Annotated in this window: 21 protein-coding genes; 12 read left to right on the forward strand and 9 right to left on the reverse strand. The window is 62.7% G+C overall.

The window, feature by feature from the left end; all coding sequences use genetic code 11:
• Positions 1–58 precede the first annotated feature (58 nt).
• Positions 59–610 (forward strand): DUF4167 domain-containing protein, encoded by a 552-nt coding sequence (locus tag ACGKZZ_RS12185; RefSeq protein WP_411223840.1) that lies wholly within the window; start codon positions 59–61, stop codon positions 608–610.
• Positions 611–636: 26 nt separating this feature from the next.
• Here ACGKZZ_RS12185 and rsmA read toward each other — a convergent pair whose 3' ends face one another.
• The 6 genes from rsmA to lptF are packed head-to-tail and all read right to left on the reverse strand — an operon-like array spanning position 637 to position 8,059.
• On the reverse strand, positions 637–1,473 hold the full coding sequence (gene rsmA / locus ACGKZZ_RS12190) for a 16S rRNA (adenine(1518)-N(6)/adenine(1519)-N(6))-dimethyltransferase RsmA (RefSeq protein WP_411223841.1): 837 nt from the start codon (positions 1,471–1,473) through the stop codon (positions 637–639).
• Positions 1,470–2,489, reverse strand: coding sequence for a 4-hydroxythreonine-4-phosphate dehydrogenase PdxA (gene pdxA / locus ACGKZZ_RS12195; RefSeq protein ID WP_411223842.1), 1,020 nt, complete (start codon positions 2,487–2,489; stop codon positions 1,470–1,472). The genes rsmA and pdxA overlap by 4 nt, the downstream gene beginning before the upstream one ends.
• Positions 2,486–3,706: a peptidylprolyl isomerase gene (locus ACGKZZ_RS12200; protein WP_411223843.1), complete on the reverse strand. Its 1,221-nt coding sequence runs from the start codon at positions 3,704–3,706 to the stop codon at positions 2,486–2,488. Before ACGKZZ_RS12200 ends, pdxA begins: the two co-directional genes overlap by 4 nt.
• Positions 3,703–5,856: an LPS-assembly protein LptD gene (locus ACGKZZ_RS12205; protein ID WP_411223844.1), complete on the reverse strand. Its 2,154-nt coding sequence runs from the start codon at positions 5,854–5,856 to the stop codon at positions 3,703–3,705. Before ACGKZZ_RS12205 ends, ACGKZZ_RS12200 begins: the two co-directional genes overlap by 4 nt.
• The gene (gene lptG, locus ACGKZZ_RS12210; protein ID WP_411223845.1) at positions 5,856–6,950 is read right to left on the reverse strand and encodes an LPS export ABC transporter permease LptG; all 1,095 of its coding nucleotides are present in this window, start codon (positions 6,948–6,950) and stop codon (positions 5,856–5,858) included. The genes ACGKZZ_RS12205 and lptG overlap by 1 nt, the downstream gene beginning before the upstream one ends.
• Positions 6,947–8,059, reverse strand: a complete 1,113-nt coding sequence (lptF, locus tag ACGKZZ_RS12215) for an LPS export ABC transporter permease LptF (RefSeq protein ID WP_411223938.1) — start codon at positions 8,057–8,059, stop codon at positions 6,947–6,949. Before lptF ends, lptG begins: the two co-directional genes overlap by 4 nt.
• Positions 8,060–8,211: 152 nt before the next feature.
• Here lptF and ACGKZZ_RS12220 point away from each other — a divergent pair, with 152 nt between their 5' ends.
• From ACGKZZ_RS12220 to lpdA, 3 genes are all read left to right on the forward strand, one after another.
• Positions 8,212–9,687: a leucyl aminopeptidase gene (locus tag ACGKZZ_RS12220; protein WP_411223846.1), complete on the forward strand. Its 1,476-nt coding sequence runs from the start codon at positions 8,212–8,214 to the stop codon at positions 9,685–9,687.
• A gap of 6 nt (positions 9,688–9,693) precedes the next feature.
• Positions 9,694–10,152 carry a DNA polymerase III subunit chi gene (locus ACGKZZ_RS12225; protein ID WP_411223847.1) on the forward strand — a complete coding sequence of 153 codons (459 nt, stop codon included), beginning with the start codon at positions 9,694–9,696 and terminating at the stop codon, positions 10,150–10,152.
• Between the two features lie 156 nt (positions 10,153–10,308).
• On the forward strand, positions 10,309–11,700 hold the full coding sequence (lpdA, locus tag ACGKZZ_RS12230) for a dihydrolipoyl dehydrogenase (RefSeq protein ID WP_411223848.1): 1,392 nt from the start codon (positions 10,309–10,311) through the stop codon (positions 11,698–11,700).
• A 76-nt stretch (positions 11,701–11,776) separates the two neighbouring features.
• Here the strand turns inward: lpdA and ACGKZZ_RS12235 are convergent, their stop codons facing one another.
• From ACGKZZ_RS12235 to ACGKZZ_RS12245, 3 genes are all read right to left on the reverse strand, one after another.
• The gene (locus ACGKZZ_RS12235) at positions 11,777–12,520 is read right to left on the reverse strand and encodes an SDR family NAD(P)-dependent oxidoreductase (protein ID WP_411223849.1); all 744 of its coding nucleotides are present in this window, start codon (positions 12,518–12,520) and stop codon (positions 11,777–11,779) included.
• Between the two features lie 66 nt (positions 12,521–12,586).
• On the reverse strand, positions 12,587–12,823 hold the full coding sequence (locus ACGKZZ_RS12240; protein WP_411223850.1) for a hypothetical protein: 237 nt from the start codon (positions 12,821–12,823) through the stop codon (positions 12,587–12,589).
• Between the two features lie 11 nt (positions 12,824–12,834).
• Complete coding sequence (locus ACGKZZ_RS12245) at positions 12,835–13,488, reverse strand: alpha/beta hydrolase (RefSeq protein ID WP_411223851.1); 654 nt, start codon at positions 13,486–13,488, stop codon at positions 12,835–12,837.
• A 173-nt stretch (positions 13,489–13,661) separates the two neighbouring features.
• Here ACGKZZ_RS12245 and ACGKZZ_RS12250 point away from each other — a divergent pair, with 173 nt between their 5' ends.
• The 8 genes from ACGKZZ_RS12250 to ACGKZZ_RS12285 all read left to right on the forward strand — a co-directional run bounded on the left by ACGKZZ_RS12250 (position 13,662) and on the right by ACGKZZ_RS12285 (position 20,038).
• Positions 13,662–14,123 (forward strand): Rrf2 family transcriptional regulator, encoded by a 462-nt coding sequence (locus ACGKZZ_RS12250; RefSeq protein WP_411223852.1) that lies wholly within the window; start codon positions 13,662–13,664, stop codon positions 14,121–14,123.
• A 97-nt stretch (positions 14,124–14,220) separates the two neighbouring features.
• Complete coding sequence (locus tag ACGKZZ_RS12255; RefSeq protein WP_411223853.1) at positions 14,221–15,264, forward strand: cysteine desulfurase family protein; 1,044 nt, start codon at positions 14,221–14,223, stop codon at positions 15,262–15,264.
• 20 nt (positions 15,265–15,284) lie between these two features.
• On the forward strand, positions 15,285–16,835 hold the full coding sequence (sufB, locus tag ACGKZZ_RS12260; RefSeq protein WP_411223854.1) for a Fe-S cluster assembly protein SufB: 1,551 nt from the start codon (positions 15,285–15,287) through the stop codon (positions 16,833–16,835).
• Entirely contained in the window at positions 16,835–17,020 is a 186-nt protein-coding gene (locus ACGKZZ_RS12265) for a hypothetical protein (RefSeq protein WP_411223855.1), read from the forward strand. The genes sufB and ACGKZZ_RS12265 overlap by 1 nt, the downstream gene beginning before the upstream one ends.
• Entirely contained in the window at positions 17,017–17,337 is a 321-nt protein-coding gene (locus ACGKZZ_RS12270; RefSeq protein ID WP_411223856.1) for a heavy metal-binding domain-containing protein, read from the forward strand. Before ACGKZZ_RS12265 ends, ACGKZZ_RS12270 begins: the two co-directional genes overlap by 4 nt.
• A 26-nt stretch (positions 17,338–17,363) precedes the next feature.
• The gene (locus ACGKZZ_RS12275; protein ID WP_411223857.1) at positions 17,364–17,966 is read left to right on the forward strand and encodes a hypothetical protein; all 603 of its coding nucleotides are present in this window, start codon (positions 17,364–17,366) and stop codon (positions 17,964–17,966) included.
• A 39-nt stretch (positions 17,967–18,005) separates the two neighbouring features.
• Complete coding sequence (sufC, locus tag ACGKZZ_RS12280) at positions 18,006–18,761, forward strand: Fe-S cluster assembly ATPase SufC (RefSeq protein ID WP_411223858.1); 756 nt, start codon at positions 18,006–18,008, stop codon at positions 18,759–18,761.
• A complete protein-coding gene (locus ACGKZZ_RS12285) occupies positions 18,761–20,038 on the forward strand; it encodes a SufB/SufD family protein (protein WP_411223859.1) in 1,278 nt (425 codons plus the stop codon). The genes sufC and ACGKZZ_RS12285 overlap by 1 nt, the downstream gene beginning before the upstream one ends.
• Positions 20,039–20,042: the final 4 nt, after the last annotated feature.

The raw sequence follows: 20,042 nt of genomic DNA on the forward strand, positions 1-20,042 counted from the left end.
CGCACAAAGCGCACAATGCAATCGCAAAAACAGCTGAAAGAAGGCTGAAAAGTCAAATATGCGCTCTTCCAACAAACGTCCGCGGAACAAGTCGAACCGCAACCGCTCCAATACCGTCGGCAATGTCGTCAACCGGGTGTTCGACAGCTCCGGTCCCGAGGGCAAGGTGCGCGGCACGCCGCAGCAGATCATTGACAAATACAACCAGTTGGCGCGCGATGCACAGCTGAGCAATGACCGTGTGAACGCCGAGAACTTCCAGCAACACGCAGAGCATTACATGCGGATGCTCTCGGAGGCGCAGCGCGAGCAAGACGCACGCCGCGAACAGCAGGAACGCGAAAACCGCGAACGCCAGGCGCAGCGTGACGCCGAACGCGCCGCACAGACCCAGCAGCAGACCGACGATCCCTCCGGCGCGCCGCAGCCCGAGATCGTCGATGCCGATCAGCCCTCTGACAGCGGATTGGTCGATACGCCGGAAGCCAAGGCCGACGACAAGCCAAAGAAGCCGCGTGCACCGCGCAAGCCGCGCAAGAAGCCCGAACCCAAGGCCGACTCCAAATCCGGGGCAGACAACGAAACCTCCACACCCGACGCGGCGGAATAACGTTCAGCGGCGGTGTGCCGCTTGGATCACGCCAGCCGCCGGGCGAGGGCGCAAAACCCTTCCACCGACACCTGCTCCGCCCGCTCTGTGGGCGCGATCCCGACCGCAACGAGGTGGTCCTCGATCTGAGGTGACAGGCTTTTCAACGACGCGCGCAACATCTTGCGGCGCTGGTTGAATCCGGCTGCAACCACCCGTTCCAACGTTTTGGCGTCCGCATCAAATCGCGGTTCGGGCAGGGCGCGCAGATGCACGACAGCCGAACTCACCTTGGGCGGCGGCGTGAACGCTTCGGGGGGCAGATGCATCGCGATCTGAACGTCGCATCGCCACTGCGCCAATATGGCCAGCCGGCCATAGGCCTTTGATCCGGGCTGCGCGACGATCCGTTCAGCCACTTCCTTCTGAAACATCAACGTCAGACTGTCCCACACCGGCGGCCAGCTTGGCGGCGTCAACCACCGCACCAACAGCTCGGTGCCCACATTGTAGGGCAGGTTGGCGCAGATCGCGATCGGCGGCGTGAGCCGCTCCAGCGCATTGATCGCCAAAGCATCGCCCTCGATCACCTCAAGGCGGCCGGGATAGGCCGCGGCAATCTCTGCCAGCGCCGGCAGACATCGCGGATCCTTCTCGACCGCCAGCACCCGGCGTGCGCCTTCCGACAGCAACCCGCGCGTCAAGCCACCGGGGCCAGGGCCAACCTCCAGAACATCGGTGCCGCGCAGATCGCCCGCTTGCCGCGCGATCTTGGCCGTCAGGTTCAGATCCAGCAGAAAGTTCTGCCCAAGCGCCTTGCGCGCACTCAGCCCGTGGCTCGCAATCACCTCTCGCAACGGCGGAAGATCATCAATCGCGCTCATGTCTTCTTCTTGCCCGAAATATCCCGGGGGTGTGGGGGCTGGCCCCCACTCTGGTGCGGCCGCGACAGCGCCCACGCCATCCGCAATGCCTCAACCGTGGAGGTCGGGTTTGCCTTGCCGGTGCCGGCGATATCGAACGCCGTGCCGTGATCGGGCGACGTGCGCACGATCGGCAAACCCAGCGTCACATTCACGCCGCGGTCGAAATCGAGGGTCTTGATCGGGATCAGCGCCTGATCGTGATACATGCAGATCGCCGCATCATAGGTGGCGCGCGCGGCGGCGTGAAACATCGTATCCGCCGACAGCGGTCCGGCAATGTCCATCCCCTCGGCGCGCAAGGCCTCCAGAACCGGAGTGATCACATCGATCTCTTCGCGCCCCATGCGCCCGCCTTCGCCCGCATGCGGGTTCAACCCGGCCACGGCAAGACGCGGCGCTGCGATCCCGAATTGCGATCGCAGCGCCAGATGGGTGATGCGAATGCGGGTTTCGATCAGCTCCGGCGTCAGCGCGTGTTTGACCTCGGCCAACGGAATGTGGATCGTGACCGGCACCACCCGCAGTGCCGGACTGGCCAGCATCATCACCACGTCCGGCGTCTCGCACAGATGCGCCAGAAACTCGGTGTGACCGGGAAAGCCGAACGCCGCACCTTCCTGCAACGCCTGCTTGTGAATGGGCAGGGTGCAGATGCCGCCGGCCTTGCCGCTCGACGCCAATGCCACCGCCCGTTCGATCACCGCGACCACGCCCTTGGCCTGCGCAGCGTGCGGTGCGCCCGGAATGCGCGGCCCCTCGAAGCGATGCACCAGCACCGGCAGCGCTGCGCGGTCGGTGTCCACCTCGTCGGGCGCCGCAATCTCGACCCATTGCGCACCGTCGGGCAAATGCGCGGGGTCTCCGATCAGGAAAAACGGCACCTCGCCGCGCAGGGATTGCCACGCGGCCACCGCGAGCTCGGGGCCGATACCGGCTGGCTCACCGACCGTCAGGGCAATCGGCGCGGGCGTCATTGCGTTCGGATACGGGCATCGGCGCGCAGCTGTGCCAGGTAGCTTTCCGCAAGCGACTGGAACCGTTGATTGCGCAAGCCAAGCGCGAACTGGTCGCGGTCCACATCCTCGTTCACTTCGGCGGTGCGGCCACACAGCATCAGGAACATCAGCGTTTGCCCGTTCGAGCGCGTCAACGCCGTCGACACCTCGCCGGGATCAAGCTTTGAAAGCTCGAACGCCACGTCGGTGGGAATGTCGGATGGCGGCAGCGTCTGTCGTTCCAAAACCCCGGCCGGTTGGCCTTGGGCAACGCCGTAAAGATCGTCGCAGCGATCCAGCTTGCTTTCCAACACGCGCGCTTGCGCCAGCGTGGCGGCGCTGCGCCCGCCGGGCAGATAATAGGCGGCGTATTCGATGGCCGAGTAGGTCGCAGCTTTGTAGCCGGTCTCCTCGATGTCGCGCAGTTGGAACAGCGCGACCGCATTGGGAATCGGGATCGGATCGGTCACCTGACCGGGCGACAGGGCCAGCACCAGCGGACGCAGCACCGGCGGCAGATCCTCGAGGTTTTGCCAGGGCAACCGTCCGCCCGCCTGTTTGGTCGCAGTGGCGGAATAGCGTCGCGCCTCGGACGAGAACGCCGCCTCGGAGGTGATCTGGCTGATCCGCTCGGCACGCTCGCGCACCGCGTCGGCCTGCCCCGGGGGGGCCGGCATGATGATTTCCGACAACAGCACCCGCACCGACGACCCGCCAGCCGCTCCCAAGGCGCGGTCGATCTCGGTGTCGGTCAGGTTCACCCGCCCGGCGAACCTTGCCTGCACCAGCAGCCGCCAGCTCAAACCGGCGCGCACGAAGTCGCGGAAGGTCTGCTCCGCCACGCCGCTCCCCGCCAGAGCCTGAATAAACTCCTCCCGGCTCAGGTTGGCGCGACCGGCAAATTCGGTCATGCCGTCCAGCACCTCTTCCTCGGAGGGATCGATCCCCGCGGCCTCGGCAGCCTGCAGGCGCAGCCGGTCGTCGATCAACTGCTCGCGGGCCAGCGTTTGCACATTCCCCGGCGCGCTCAGCACCGTCAACATCCGCGCCCGCTGTTCAAGCTCGTAGGCGGTGACCACGCTGTCATTGATCCGGATCGCGGGCGCGAACATGTTTTGCGCTCCGGCGGTCACGGGGCCAAGCGCCAGCGTCAGGCCAAGGGCAAGCGCCCCCAGTTTGCGGGTGAAAATGCTCATTGGTTGCATGAACGACGGTACTCCTTGCCACTGCCGCCGGTGCTGAATCCAGTCAGCGCGACGGTCAGGCCGAAATCGGTAGATGGGTTCAGGTTAGAGGAAGAGGCAAAGCTGCGCGAGACCGAAAAGTCCACCACGACACATTCGTTGCGATACTCGGCACCCAGCCCCGCGTGCAGGAATTGCCCCTCCGCGATGTCATAGCGGGTGTTGCTTGTCGCGGTCCAGTGACGGTCGACATTGTAGCGCGCGTTCAGTCGCCACTGCGATTGCGCATCCGCGCGGTCTTCGGCGGCATCCGTGGTCAACAGGATATAGGACGCACCCAGCGCATAGCGCTCGCGGTTCAGGTTGGCGCGCATTTCGGCCTTGGTAAAGCGGCTGTCGACCATGTCATAAAGCCCCCGTGCGAGCAGCTGGATTCCGGTCGTGTGCGAGAACTGGCCCGACACCAGCCAGTCCGAGGTTTCGCTGTCGAGCCCCGAGGAGCGCGAGACATCGCCGTCCAGATCCTCGCGCCAGACGCGGCCCACCGTCAATGCAGCGCGCCAGCCATCGGGATCCTCGCGCATCCATCTAAGCCCCGCCGCTCCGATCAAGCCACGTTCGCGGCGGTCGGCGACCGGGAATCGCGACAGCGACAACAGGTTGCCCTCGTCAAACTCCACCCGCGTGCTTTCGTCGTTCGGCACGCCGGTCCGTTCGCCGCCGATCCAGCCCACCTGGGCCACCGGTTCGAGCAGCACCCGCGCGCCGTTCTGGTCGGTTCTGGTCCAGGGCCAGCGCAGTTCGAGCGACCCGGCGGGGGTCACTTCGGTGTAATCGCCTTCGGCCACCGCGTCCTGGCGCACCAGAAACCGGTCCACGGAGACCTTCGCCACAGCCCCCGCGCGCAGGCCGCCCGGCAGCGTCCAGCGATCGCGCCAGCTGAGGTCAAGATTGGCGCGCGCCACATCGCGCCCGTCGACCACGTTATCGGAATCGCTGCTGTCGATATCAAGGTCGGAGTAGCGGTAATGCCCGTGCAGATCGAAACCAAGCCGCACTTCACCGCCCACGCGCTTGGGAAAAAACCGCCGGCTGTAGCGCAGGTTGCCGATGATCGTCGGCTGGGTGGCATTGTTTTCGCCGTCTGTCAGGCTTTCGTAATGGATTGCGCCGGTGGAAAAGAAACTGTCCCGCTTGGTGCGCGACAGGGTGATCGCGCTGTCCAGCCGGTCTTTCTTGAAATCGTTGTTATAGTCGTTGAGATAGGCATCGTCGGTCACCGCTTCGATGTCGAAGGTCAGACGGAAATCGCGCGGCAGGCTGAACGCGCCTTCGGCAAAAAGCAGCCCGCGCAGATCGTCGTCCAGCAGCGTATCGCGGCTGACCGCACCGTTGATCTTGAGGTCGCCGGTACGAAACGCCTGACGGTAGCGCAGTTCAAGCGTGCGCGTGATCGAGGACAGATAGGGCGTGAGCGTCAGATCCGCATGATCGCCGATCGGGATGAAATAGGGCAGCTTGATTCCAAACCCCAGCAGGCTGGAGGTTTTGAGTTCCGGAATCAGAAAGCCGCGCGCGCGCTTCAAAGTCGGGTCGGGCAGGCGCATATGGGGGATATAGAACACCGGCACGCCCAGCACCCGTAATTGGGCATCGTCGAAATAAATCTGGCGCTCCTCGGCGTCGTGCACCACGCGGCTTGCGCGGATCGCCCAGAGCGGGGGGTCGTCGCTGCCGCACACCTGACAGGACGTGGCGGCAATCTGGCTCATCGCGGTATAGCGCCCGTCAACCCGCGCGGCGCGTGCGGAGGCGATCTGCAACTGCTCGTCCAGTACGAACCGGGCGCTGTCCAACAAGCCGTTCTGGAACCCCTGATCCAGTTCGGCTTGCGTCGCGGTCAGGATGTTGCCTTCCGGATCGGTGATCCGAATGGGCCCCTGAATGTCGAGCGTGTTCGTGGCGCGATCATAGATCACGGTTGCGGCTGTCATCCGCATGCCGCCGCTCAACGCCTCGACGTTTCCGGTTGCGATCAGCTTGTCGCCACCCTCCTGCACCAGCACGGAATCCGCCAGCAGCACAACGTCGTCCGATTGTGCCGACGCGGATGGCGACAGGATCAGCGCCACACCGACGGCAGCCAACAGTGCGCGCCACATCACCCGTCCTCCCGTTGCAGGATCAATCCCAGCGCCAGCAGCACCGACGCCAGGGGCGGCGCCCACGCGGCGACCAGCGGGTTCAACTGGCCGTTTTCGCCAAGGATTTGCGCAAAGTTGCGCACATAGTAGAGCGAGAAGCCCAGCAACACCGCCGTCAACACGCCAATCCCGGTGCCGCCCATCCGGCTGTGGCGCATGGTGAAGGCCGCGCCGATCAGGACCATCGACAACAGGAACACCGGCCGCGCCATTTCCATCTGGAGCCAGACCGCGTGGCGGCGCGCCGAAAAGCCCGCGTCTTCGAGATCGGTGATATAGCCGCGCAAATCCCAGACCGAGATAGCGGACGGGCGGCCGAACCTGTCCTTGATGCTGTCTTCGGTCAGGGTCGAGGAAACGGTCAGTTCATCGTATTGCTCTGCATTGGTTTCGGGGTTGACCCCGGCCTCGAGCGGCCAGACCTTGGCGTTCGTCAGCGACCATGCGCCGGGGTTCAATTCGGCCTCCTCGGCCTCGATGCGGCGCACCGGGCCGGCGTCTTCTGCGTAGGCGACGAACATCACGTCATAAAGAACGGTGCCGGTCGCATTGGCGCGCGCCGCACGGATCACCGTCTGGCCGCGCGGATCGGACTGGCGCAACCACAGCCCCTCGGCCCCGATCGACAGCGCCGAGGTGCCCCCGTTGCGGTAGGTTTCGCGCAAGTCCGAATATGCCTTCGATGTCGCTGCCACAATCGGATTGCCCATCGCCACGGCAAGCCCGCCGATGATGACAGCCACCGACACCGGCCCGATCAGCGCGACCAGACCGGATCGCCCTGCCGCGCGCATCACCACCAGTTCCGAAGAGCGCGCCAGCGATACGAACAGCGCGATTGCCGACAGGATCATCACCAGTGGCAGGATCTGGTACATGCCTTCGGGCGTGTTGAGCAATGTCAGACGCATGACTTCGCCAAAGCTGACCGAGTCGTCAAAGCGCCGGATCTGTTCGACCAGATCAAGCAGCATCTGGAACAGGAAAAACACGGCAAAGATGCCGAGGAACGTCCACATGAAACGGCGCGCAAAATAGAGATGCAGGGTCATGTCGCTGCCTCTGGATCAGTAAGAGCGCGCCCCGGTCGGAAGGGACGCGCCGCCAGATGCAGCAAGAAGGCCGAGATCGCCAGCCCGACCGCCGATGGCAGATAGACCAGCGGCCAGAGCATCGCAGTGTTGCGTGTCGGATCGCTGACTCCGCTTTCCACCAGCTTGACCACCACCAGCAAGAAGATCGCAACCACGATCTGACGGCCAACGCCGAAGCGGCTGAAGCTTCCGGTCATCAAGGTCGAAAAGCCGATCAACGCGGCCACCAGCCCCAGCAGCGCCTGCTGGAACCTGCCGTGCAATTCCTCACCGATGCGCGCGATGGAATCGCCGCTGATCTCGGCCATCTCGGCCGGTCTGGTCATCAAATCCCATGTCGACATATGTCTCGGCTGCAAGTCCTTGTCGCGATCCTGAACGATCAGGTTGCTGATATCGTAGGTGAAATTGGTGAACAGTGTGGTCGACAACGTTCCGGTCTCGACCTGGAGCGTCTGCGCCAGACCGCTGATCATCACCAGGCGCGGGCCCTCGTCGCCCTGCACGACATAGGCGCGCTCGGCGGTATAGGTCACTTCGCGCGAGGGGCGCCGCCGGTCCGACAGATAGACGTCGCGCAATTCCCCCTCGGGGGTGATCTGGCGGATGAAGAACGTCACGCCGGGGCCGGGGTGCAGGAACGTACCCTCGCGCAAAAGCCGCGCGCTTACCGAACCGGAGATCTCGACTTCGCGCTCCTTGAGCTGGTTGACCGAGGCGGGCACCAGAAAATGCGTGAGCACCGACATCATCACGGCCACGATCACCCCGAACACCAAGACCGGGCGCGCCAAACGCCACGGGCTGTATCCCGTCGCCTGCACGACCGTGAGCTCCGAATCTCCCATCATCCGGTTGCTCACATAGACCGCGGCGGCGAATGACGCCATCGGCAGCACCACCGCGATCACGCTGGGCAGGCTCAACGCCGAGAATTCGAGGAAGACACCCGCAGAATGGCCATCCGCGATCAAGCGGTCAAACAGGACAACCGCGCGGTTGACCCAATAGACGGACACCAGCACCAGCGCGAAAAATCCAAAGAGGACCATGAGTTGCGACAGCATGTATCTGTCGAATCTTGGCACAGCGGACCCCTTCACACGACATGGAGTGGGCCTTGCGGCCCGATCCTCTAGGGTTTGGGGGAAAAGCCGCCTCTGGTCAACCGCGCGCACGGGCGCTAGGCCTAGGCGCGAACCAATTTACGGAGCATGAAATGGCGGAACTTCGCGCACTCACCTTTGCGCCTGTCGATCTTGACGGGCTGTCCACGGCCAAGGGCCGCATCGCGGCCTTCATCACCCCCGAGCAAAAGCTCAGCCCCGGTGCGCGCCGCGCCAACCGGCTGACCAAGGGCGCGGTGGCACGGGCGGTTGCGTCAGAGGCGTGGGACAAGCTCGACGAGGGCAAGGTGATGACGCTGGCCTGGCCGGTCGGAATGGCGGCAGAGGCACTTGATCTCGTCAAACTGTCACGCCGCCCGACACCCGATCTCGCGCGCAAGGCCGGTGCGGCCCTCGCGGCGGCGGGTAACAGGTCCGAAGTGACCGTGCTGGTCGAAGGCACACGGCGCGCCGCCGAAATCGCGCTGGGTCTGGCACTGCGCGGGTATGATTTTGACGCTCACAGATCCAAGAAAGCGGATCCCCTCGGCGCAGTGACGGTGATGTGCACCAATCCCGAAGACGCCGAAATCGCGTTCGCCCCCCGCCGCGCGGTTGCGGAAGGGGTTCTTTTCACCCGCAATCTGGTGAACGAGCCGGCCAATGTGCTGACGACAAGCGAATTCGCAACCCGTCTTGAGGGTCTGCGCGATCTGGGTGTCGAGGTCGACATCCTCGAAGAGGACGCGCTTGAAAAGCTGGGCATGGGTGCGCTGCTTTGTGTCGGGCAGGGGTCTGACAGCCCGTCGAAAGTTGCCGTGATGCGCTGGAACGGCGGCACCAAGGGCGACGCGCCCTTGGCGTTGATCGGCAAGGGCGTCGTGTTCGACACCGGGGGTATTTCGCTGAAACCGGCGGCGGGCATGGAGAACATGACGATGGACATGGGGGGCGCGGGCGTTGTTGCCGGCGTCATGCACGCCATCGCCAAACGCAAGGCCAAGGCCAATGTCGTCGGCATGGTGGGTCTGGTCGAAAACATGCCTTCGGGCAACGCGGTGCGCCCCGGTGACGTCGTGACCTCCATGAAGGGCGACACGATCGAGGTGATCAACACCGACGCCGAGGGCCGTCTGGTTCTGTGCGATGTCATGTGGCACGCGCAGGAATCCGAGAAACCCGCCGCGATGATCGACCTCGCCACCCTGACCGGTGCCTGCATCATCGCGCTGGGGCATGAAAACGCCGCCGTCTATTCCAACGACGACCCACTTGTCACCGCCTTCCTCAAGGCCGCCGAAACCGAAACCGAAGGCGCATGGCGGATGCCGCTGGGACAGGCCTATGACGACATGCTGAAATCCCCGGTTGCGGATATGAAGAACGTCGGCGGCCGCCCCGCCGGGTCGATCACTGCGGCGCAGTTCCTCAAGCGGTTCGTCAAGGATGAAACACCGTGGATTCACCTCGATATCGCCGGTGTCGCGCATGTCGACAAGGATCTTGACCTGTCGCCCAAAGGCGCAACCGGCTGGGGCGTGCGTGCGCTCGACCGGCTGATCGCTGACCGGTTCGAGAACAAGGAGTGAGCTGAGTTGGGGGCCGCGTATTTCTATCACCTGACGCAAAAGCCGCTGGAGGCGACCTTGCCGATGCTGTTGGCAAAGTCGCTCTCTGCGGGCTGGCGGGTGGCGGTGCGCGGCACCGATCCCGAACGCATGGACTGGCTGGATCAAAAGCTGTGGCTGGAGCCGGAAGACGGGTTTCTGCCACATGGTCTGGCGGGCGGCCCGCATGATGCGGACCAGCCCATTCTTTTGACAACCGAACCAAACGCGGCAAACGCGCCGCAATGCGTGATGACAATCGACGGCGCGGAGGTCGCTGCGGACGAGGTGCAGGCGCTGCAACGGGTCTGCGTGCTGTTTGACGGTAACGACGCCCGCGCCGTCGAGGTCGCGCGCGGCCAATGGCGCAGCCTGACCGGCGCGGGATGTTCGGCACAATACTGGTCCGAAGCGTCGGGGCGCTGGGAGAAGAAGGCCGAGGCGTGAAAAGCTTTTGTTAACAAGGCGTTAAAGGGTCAGCGATCTTGACGCATTGTTTCGCATGCGAAACATTCGGTCCGTTTCGGACCTAACGCCGCCGCCCCATTGTCGGCCATCCCGGTTTCGCCTAGGCTTTGTGCAATCACCGAGGGAGAGCGCGCGATGGGCAAGAGTTTCGACATGATCGTGATCGGCGCGGGGCCGGGCGGCTATGTCGCCGCAATACGTGGCGCGCAGTTGGGTCTGAGTGTCGCCATCGTCGAGCGCGAACATCTCGGCGGCATTTGCCTCAACTGGGGGTGCATCCCGACCAAGGCCATGCTGCGCACGTCCGAAGTGTTCCACCTCATGCACCGCGCCAAGGAATTCGGCCTCAAGGCCGACGGCATCGGCTTTGACCTAGACGCGGTTGTCAAACGCTCGCGCAAGATCGCCAAACAGCTCAATTCCGGTGTCGGGCACTTGCTGAAAAAGAACAAGGTTCAGGTCTTCATGGGGGAGGCGACACTGCCCGCCAAGGGCCAGGTCTCGGTCAAGACCGAGACGGGCACCGAGGAGTTGAGCGCCCGCAACGTCATCATCGCCACCGGCGCGCGCGCTCGTGAGTTGCCGGGACTGGAAGCGGATGGCGATCTGGTCTGGACCTATAAACATGCGCTGGTGCCCAAACGGATGCCGAAAAAGCTGCTGGTCATCGGATCGGGCGCGATCGGCATCGAATTTGCCAGTTTTTACAATGCTCTGGGTGCCGAGACCACCGTGGTCGAGGTTATGGACCGTATCCTGCCAGTCGAAGACGCCGAGATCAGCGCGTTCGCAAAGAAGCAGTTCGAAGCGCAAGGCATGACACTGCGCGAAAAGGCGATGGTCAAGAAGCTGGATCGCGCCAGCGGCACGGTGACGGCGCATATCGAAAGCGGCGGCAAGGTCGAAACCGCAGAGTTCGACACGGTGATCTCCGCCGTCGGCATCGTCGGCAATACCGAAGGTCTTGGTCTGGAAGATTTGGGCGTCACGGTCGAGCGAAGCCATATCGTGACCGATCCGCAGTGCCGCACCGGCATCGACGGGCTTTATGCCATCGGCGATATTGCAGGCGCTCCCTGGCTTGCGCACAAGGCCAGCCACGAGGGCGTCATGGTGGCCGAACTGATCGCGGGGCAAACGCCGCCCGCCGTGTCACCCGACAGCATCGCGGGCTGCACCTATTGCCAGCCGCAGGTCGCCAGCGTCGGGCTGACCGAAGCGCAGGCGACAGAGCAGGGTTATGACATCAAGGTGGGCCGGTTTCCGTTCATCGGCAACGGCAAGGCGATTGCCCTGGGCGAACCGGAGGGGCTTGTGAAAACCGTGTTCGATGCGAACACCGGTGCGCTGCTGGGCGCGCATATGGTGGGGGCGGAAGTGACCGAGCTCATTCAGGGCTATGTGATCGGACGCCAGCTCGAGACCACGGAGGAAGACCTGATGCACGCCGTGTTCCCGCATCCGACCCTGTCGGAGATGATGCATGAAAGCGTGCTCGACGCGTGGGGACGCGCCATTCATTTCTAGCCGTCGGGGACAAAGAATTTTCGAACGAAAATTCTGACGCCGAAGAATCTTCGTCCGAAGATTCTTGCCCCGCGTGTCACACGTGCTGCGCGCCGTTCACCTCGATTTCGGTGCCCGACACATAGCTGCTCTGGTCCGAGCAGAGGAAAAAGATCACGTCCGCCACTTCGCTTGGTTGGCCAAGGCGACGCATCGGCAGGCCGGCGACGATCTCGTCGGTGCCCTCGCTCAGGATGCTGGTCTCCACCTCGCCCGGCGCAATCGCGTTGACGCGCACGCCGAGTGGGCCGAAATCATGCGCCATCTCACGCGTGAGCGCGGCAAGCGCGGCCTTGGATGTGGCGTAAGCGGCACCGGCAAAGGGATGAACCCGCGCGCCGGCGATCGAGGTCACGTTCACGATCGCGCCGCGCGCCTTGGCCAATTCGTCCTTGAGGCCGCGTCCCAGAACGACGGACGCAAAGAAATTGACGTGAAACACCTTGCCCCAATCGCTCAGATCGGTGTCGAGCGTGCTGAGTCGCGCGCCGTCCTCGCCCTTGGGCGACACGCCGGCATTGTTCACCAGCGCATCGAGCCGCCCGCCCTCGAGCCGCTCTTTCACCGTCGCGACGGCCTGCATCGTCTGCTGCGGATCGCTGAGATCGACCTGAATGTGATTTCGCGCGCCACCGGGCCAGGGGCAATCGGACGAAAAAGCCTGGCGCGAGCAGCTGATCACGCGCCAGCCCTCGGAGGCGAATTTCTTGACGGTCGCGTGGCCGATCCCGCGGCTGGCGCCGGTCAAAAGAAGGGTGCGGGATGGGGCGCTGTGCGACATGTCTTTCCCTGGGCGTGTTGAGCGGTTGGCGCGAGCAAGAAACCCGCTTTCGATCTCGATCCGGGGTCAGCGCCCGAAATTCTCGTCCTTCAATTGCCCCTGAACCCGCGCGCGGATGAAGGCGCTGGCCCTGCGCTCGGCAAGGCGCACGCGGATCGCCGTCAGGAAGGCCTCTTCCAGCGTTGTGGATGCGGCACCGAGCTCGGCGGCCACCTCCATGAAAAAGCGATCATCGTCGAGATGCTTCATCGCCTTGAGCGTGTCATCGGCGAGCTTTTCTGCGAGGTCTTCGACCTTCGACATGTGTGCGATCCTTAACGGGTGTTTTCGGTGAGGCGGCGTTTCACATAGGTGGTCACGTGGTCGATCATCGTGTCCATATGCGGTTCCTTGAAGAAATGGTCCGCGCCTTCGATTTCGGTATGGGTGACGGTGATGCCCTTCTGCTCGGCCAGCTTGGCAACGAGATTGGTCGTGTCCGCGGGCGGTGCGACCCGGTCTCCGGTGCCGTTGATGATCAGTCCCGAGGACGGGCAGGGCGCGAGGAACGAGAAATCATACATGTTCGCCGGCGGGCTGACCGAGATGAAACCGGTGATTTCAGGCCGGCGCATCAGCAGCTGCATTCCGATCCACGCACCGAAACTGAAGCCCGCGACCCAGCAATGCTTGGAGTTGTTGTTCATCGATTGCAGGTAGTCGAGCGCCGAGGCGGCGTCACTCAATTCGCCCACACCCTGATCGTATTCGCCCTGGCTGCGCCCGACACCGCGAAAGTTGAAACGGAGCACGGTGAAGCCCATGTTGTAAAAGGCATAATGCAGGTTATACACCACCTTGTTATTCATCGTGCCGCCGAATTGCGGATGCGGATGCAGGATGATGGCAATCGGGGCATCGCTTTCTTTTTGCGGATGATAGCGGCCTTCGAGGCGGCCTTCGGGTCCGGGAAAAATCACCTCGGGCATGGGCGGGGGTGGCTCCTGACTGGGGCATGAGCGGTGTGTCGTGGAAATTTGACAACTTCGCTCAGGCATTTTAGAACGGTTCTAAATCCGGGGCGATCCCGAATTGGTTATCCGCACATAGGCAATTGATCTGCCAAGGTCAATTGTGCGCAACGGGCTTGGAAGGGACGACCATGAAGCTGAGCACAAAGGGGCGGTACGCAATGGTGGCGCTGGCGGATATCGCGCTCCAGCCGGAGGGCGGGTTGGTGACGCTGGGCGATATCGCGCAGCGCCAGGACGTGTCGTTGCCCTATCTTGAACAATTGTTCGTCAAATTGCGCCGCGCCGGGCTGGTGGCCTCGGTCCGTGGGCCGGGCGGCGGTTACCGACTCGCAAAGCCTGCCAGCGAAATCCGTGTCGTCGATGTTCTGTCGGCGGTCGATGAGACGGTCGATGCGATGCACAAGGGTGCGGGCGCGTCGGGCGGGTTGTCGGGCAGCCGGGCGCAGTCGATGACGAACCGTTTGTGGGAGGGGTTGTCGGCGCATGTCTATGTCTTTTTGCACCAGACCCGGTTGTCGGATGTCGTGAACAACGGGCTCGCGCCCTGTCCGGCGGTTCCGACGCTGTTTGCCGTGGTGGACGAGACGTGAGGCAGTCATGCTGCACTGGCGGCTTGCGGTGGAACGAGGGGCCAGCCCCTCGTGCTCCCCGAGGTATTTCTGAACCAGAGAAGCCGGGACCTGGCTGATGTCGCGGGTCTATCTGGATCACAATGCCACGACCCCTTTGCGGAGAGAGGCGCGCGCGGCGATGATCGCGGCAATGGACGTGGTGGGCAACCCGTCGTCGGTTCATGCCGAAGGACGCGCCGCCAAGGCGCTGGTCGAGCGGGCGCGGACGCAGGTGGCGACGGCCTTCGGGGCGGACGGCGCGGATGTGATCTTTGTGTCCGGCGCGACCGAAGCGGCGGCGCTGGCGTGCGCCGGGCGTGATCTCAGCGGGTCGGACATCGAGCATGATGCGGTGCGAAGCTGGATCACGCCGGGCTTGCCGGTCGACGCGGATGGGCGCGTCGGCGTGGATGATCCGGCGCGATCGGCGGTGCAACTGGCCAATTCCGAAACGGGGATCATCCAGCAGCTTCCCCAAGGTGTGGCCGTGGTGGATGCCACCCAAGCCTTTGGCAAGATACCGGTCGCATTCAACTGGCTGGGCTGCGAGATGGCCCTGATCTCGGCGCATAAGCTGGGTGGGCCTAAAGGTATTGGCGCGTTGGTGGTCAGGCGTGGGACGGACATTACTGCCCGTATCAGGGGCGGTGGACAGGAAATGGGCCGCCGGTCGGGCACCGAGAACGTGATCGGGATCGCCGGTTTCGGCGCGGCAGCCGAGGCTGCGGTGCGCGATCTGGAGGCTGGAACCTGGTCGCGGGTGGAAAAACTTAGAAACATTCTAAATTCATCTATTGCAGCTGCGGCAAAAGAGACTATTTTTGTCGGGAAAGGGGCGACACGGTTGCCCAACACGTCGTGTTTCGTCACACCCGGCTGGAAAGGCGAGACTCAGGTGATGCAGATGGACCTGGCGGGATTCGCGATCAGTGCGGGATCCGCCTGTTCCAGCGGCAAGGTTAAGGCCAGCGCGGTGTTGACCGCGATGGGATATGACGAGGCACTGGCTGCAAGCGCGATCCGCGTGTCGCTGGGGCCCGAGACCACCGAAGATGAGGTGGGCCGGTTCGTGGAGACATGGCTGGCGAAATGGGAAAAACACCGCGCGCGGGCCGCGTGAGGCAATCAAGAGGTGCAAGCATGGCTGCTTTGGATAATGAGACCATCGTCAAGGAAGGCGTGGATCAGGAGACCGTCGATGCGGTGCGCGAGGTAGGCGGAGCTTACAAGTACGGCTGGAACACCGATATCGAGATGGACTACGCCCCCAAGGGGCTGAACACCGATATCGTCCGCCTGATCTCGGAGAAGAACGAAGAACCCGAATGGATGACCGAGTGGCGGCTGGCGGCATACGAGCGCTGGTTGCAAAAGGAAGAGCCAAAATGGGCGATGGTCGAGTATCCCGAGATCGACTTTCAGGACCAGTATTACTACGCGCGGCCCAAGAGCATGGAAGTGAAACCCAAGTCGCTCGACGAGGTCGATCCCAAGCTGCTGGCGACCTATGAAAAGCTGGGGATTCCGCTCAAGGAGCAGATGATCCTTGCCGGCGTCGAGGGCGCCGAGGGCGCGGCCGCCGAAGGCCGGGTCGGCGGCGGCGAGGAAGTGCGCAAGGTGGCGGTCGATGCGGTGTTTGACTCCGTTTCAGTGGGCACGACCTTCCAGAAGGAATTGCGCGCCGCCGGTGTGATCTTCTGCTCGATTTCGGAAGCGATCAAGGAGCATCCTGAGCTCGTCAAGAAATATCTTGGCACCGTTGTTCCTGTCTCTGACAATTATTACGCGACGCTCAACTCCGCGGTCTTTTCCGACGGATCGTTTGTCTATGTGCCGCCGGGCGTGCGCTGCCCGATGGAGCTTTCCACCTATTTCCGCATCAACGCGGAGAACACCGGCCAGTTCGAGCGGACGCTGATCATTGCCGACAAGGGCTCTTACGTCAGCTATCTCGAAGGCTGTACCGCACCGCAGCGCGACGTGGCGCAGCTTCATGCGGCGGTTGTTGAAATCATAGTCGAGGAAGATGCGGAGGTGAAGTATTCCACCGTCCAGAACTGGTATCCCGGTGATGAGAACGGCAAGGGCGGCATCTACAACTTTGTCACCAAGCGTGCCGATTGCCGGGGCGCACGGTCCAAGGTGATGTGGACGCAGGTCGAGACCGGATCGGCGGTGACATGGAAATACCCCTCCTGCATCCTGCGCGGCGACGACAGCCAGGGCGAGTTCTATTCGATCGCCATCACCAACAACATGCAGCAGGCCGATACCGGCACCAAGATGATCCATCTGGGCAAGAATACCAAGAGCCGGATCGTGTCCAAGGGCATCAGTGCGGGCCGCGCGCAGAACACCTATCGCGGTCTGGTGTCGATGCACCCCAAGGCCAAGAACAGCCGCAATTTCACGCAGTGCGACAGCTTGCTGATTGGCGACAAGTGCGGGGCGCATACGGTGCCGTATATCGAGGTCAAGAACAATTCCTCGCGCGTCGAACACGAGGCGACGACATCCAAGGTGGATGACGACCAGCTGTTCTATTGCCGCCAGCGCGGCATGGACGAGGAAGAGGCGGTGGCGCTGGTCGTCAACGGCTTCTGCCGCGATGTGTTGCAGGCGTTGCCGATGGAATTTGCGATGGAAGCGCAGCAGCTTGTGGCGATCTCGCTTGAGGGATCGGTCGGCTGATGAGGGGCGTTGCGCTTGGCACCCTTTTCGCGGCGCTGGTCTTCCTTGGCCTGAACACGGCGTTTCGGTTTTTCGACGGCGACATGTGGACCGTCGCCGAGGCGTCATACACCACGCTGATCTTCGCGCTCGTTTATGGCGGGGGTCAGCTGATCTATTACTGGATGAAAGAGCGTAAACGATGATCGTCACGACCACACATTCCATCGAGGGCCACAAGATCCTCGACTACAAGGGCATCGTTGTCGGTGAAGCGATCATGGGCGCGAACGTCGTGCGCGATCTGTTCGCGTCGATCACCGATATCGTCGGTGGTCGATCGGGCGCCTATGAAGCCAAGCTGCAAGACGCGCGCGACGTGGCGATGCGCGAGTTGGAACAGCGCGCCTCGGCCCTCGGGGCCAACGCGGTGGTCGGCGTCGATCTGGATTACGAGGTGGTCGGCAACTCGATGCTGATGGTATCGGTCAGCGGCACGGCTGTGCTGACGGATCGGGGTTAGACTTAGGTCGAGAAGGGCTTTTGATCGTGATAGCGCCAGACAACGTTATTGAAAGACCGGTCCTGACCTTTCCGGATGAGGTTGGTGACTGGGTGCGTGCGCACTATCAGAACGCCACGACGATCCTGGAATATGGCAGCGGCGGTTCGACGGTTCTGGCCTCGGAGATGAGTGGCAAGACCATTTACTCGGTCGAATCCGACGCGAAATGGTGCGCCATGATGCAGAGCTATCTTGATGCGAATCCGGGCCGCTCGCCGGTCGTCATGCATCACGCCAATATCGGAAAGGTCGGCAAATGGGGGCGGCCGAAAAACGACGACGAGTGGGCGCGCTATCACCGCTATCCGAACTCCGTATGGGACATCGACGGGTTCCAGGCGCCTGATCTGGTGATGGTTGACGGACGCTTTCGTGCGGCCTGTTTGATAACTGCGATGCTGCGCACTGAAAAACCGCTGACGCTGCTTTTCGACGACTATGTTGGGCGCAAATCGTATGCCCGCGTCGAGGCGTTCGTCAAACCGGCCGAAATCCGTGACCGGATGGCGCGCTTCGAAATTGTTCCGACGGAATTGCCGAAGCGCGATCTGACGGAAATCCTGACGCTCTACACAAAATCCTTCTGACCGCAGGGCGGTCGGAGACTACGTTTGAAGGGGAAGAAAATGCTGAATATCAAGAACCTGCATGTCGAACTTGCGGAAGAAGACAAGAAGATCCTGAAGGGTGTGGACCTGACCGTTGAAGCGGGCAAGGTGCATGCGATCATGGGTCCGAACGGGTCCGGCAAATCGACCCTGTCTTATGTCTTGTCCGGGCGCGACGGGTATGAGGTGACCGAAGGTACGGCAACGCTCGAAGGCCAGGACATCCTCGCGATGGAACCGGAAGAGCGCGCGGCGGCGGGGCTGTTTCTGGCCTTCCAGTATCCGGTGGAGATTCCCGGTGTCGGCAACATGACCTTTCTGCGCACAGCGGTAAACGCGCAACGCAAGGCGCGCGGGCAGGACGAGATGTCGGCGACCGATTTCCTCAAGGAAATCCGGGCCCGTGCGAAAGAGCTGAAGATCGACGCGGACATGCTCAAACGTCCCGTCAACGTCGGATTTTCGGGCGGCGAGAAAAAGCGCAACGAGATCCTGCAAATGGCGATGCTGGAGCCGAAGATGTGCATTCTGGACGAAACGGATTCGGGTCTGGACGTGGATGCGATGAAACTGGTTGCGGACGGCGTGAACGCGCTGCGCGACGCCGGGCGCGGATTTCTGGTGATCACGCACTACCAGCGTCTGCTGGATCACATCAAACCGGATGTTGTGCACATCATGGCCGATGGCCGGATTGTCAAAACGGGTGGACCGGAACTGGCGCTGGAAGTTGAAAACAACGGCTATGCGGACATTCTGGCGGAGGCAGTGTAATGGCTTTGCCCCAAATCAAGCAGGACGCGACAGAGGCGCGTCTGGCGGCGCTCGACCTTCCGCAAGGCGGCTGGTCGGATGCGGCGCGCAAGGATGCTGTGGCGCGGGTGCGGGCGATGGGTCTGCCGAACGCGCGCGATGAGTACTGGAAATACACCCGGCCCGACACGCTGGTGCAACCCGATGCGCCGAAGGCGGCGGTGTTCGAGGATACCGATGCACCGGTGTTTGGCGAGGTGGACAGCCTGAAGATCGTCTTTGTTGACGGTGTGTTTGACGCCGACGCATCCGACGTGCTGGCCTTGGAGCATGTCTCGATAGACCGGCTGGCCGAGAGTAAAGACATCCATTGGGCCAAGGACTTGTACGGCGTTCTTGAAGCGCGCGGACAGACCCCGGTGCATCGCCCATTGGCGACGTTGAACACTGCCTTTGCCGCGGACGGGGTGCTGATCCATGCAACGGGCAGGTGCCCCAAGCCGATCAACGTGATTTATCGTCATGTATCAGAGGCTTCTGATGTGTTCTTGCACCATGTTGTGAAGATCGACAGCGGCGCGGAACTGACCGTGTTGGAGAACGGCCCGGCAGCGTCGCGCCTGAACAAGGTGATGGAGGTCGAGGTCGCGGATGGTGGCACGTTCCATCATGTTCGGGTGCAAGGGCGCGACCATGAGCGCCGCGCGGCGACGGCGATCTTTACCCGTCTGGGCGAGGAATCTGTATTCAAATCCTTCACGCTGACGGCAAATGGTGTTCTCACGCGCAACGAATGTGTGATCGAACTGACAGGTGACAACGCGATTGCGCATGTTGCCGGAGCCTGCGTCGGTGATGGCGATTTCCACCATGACGACACGGTGTTCGTCACCCATGACGCGGTGAATTGCGAAAGCCGTCAGGTGTATAAGAAGGTGCTGCGCAACGGCGCGACGGGTGTGTTTCAGGGCAAGATCCTTGTCAAGGACGGCGCTCAGAAAACCGACGGCTACCAGATCAGCCAGTCGCTGCTGCTGGATGAAGACAGCCAGTTCCTCGCCAAGCCGGAACTCGAGATCTATGCCGATGACGTGGCCTGTTCACATGGCTCCACCTCGGGCGCGATTGATGACGAAGGTCTGTTTTACCTGCGGTCGCGCGGCATCGAAGAGGGGCCGGCGACCGACCTTCTGACCATCGCCTTCCTCGCGGAAGCGGTGATGGAAATCGAGGACGAGGCGCTTCAGGACGAGATCAATATTCTGGTGGAGGCGTGGCTGTCGCGCCGGCGCGGCTAGTTCG

It is taken from the genome of Marivita sp. S2033, assembly GCF_046592965.1.
Taxonomy (GTDB): Bacteria; Pseudomonadota; Alphaproteobacteria; order Rhodobacterales; family Rhodobacteraceae; genus Marivita.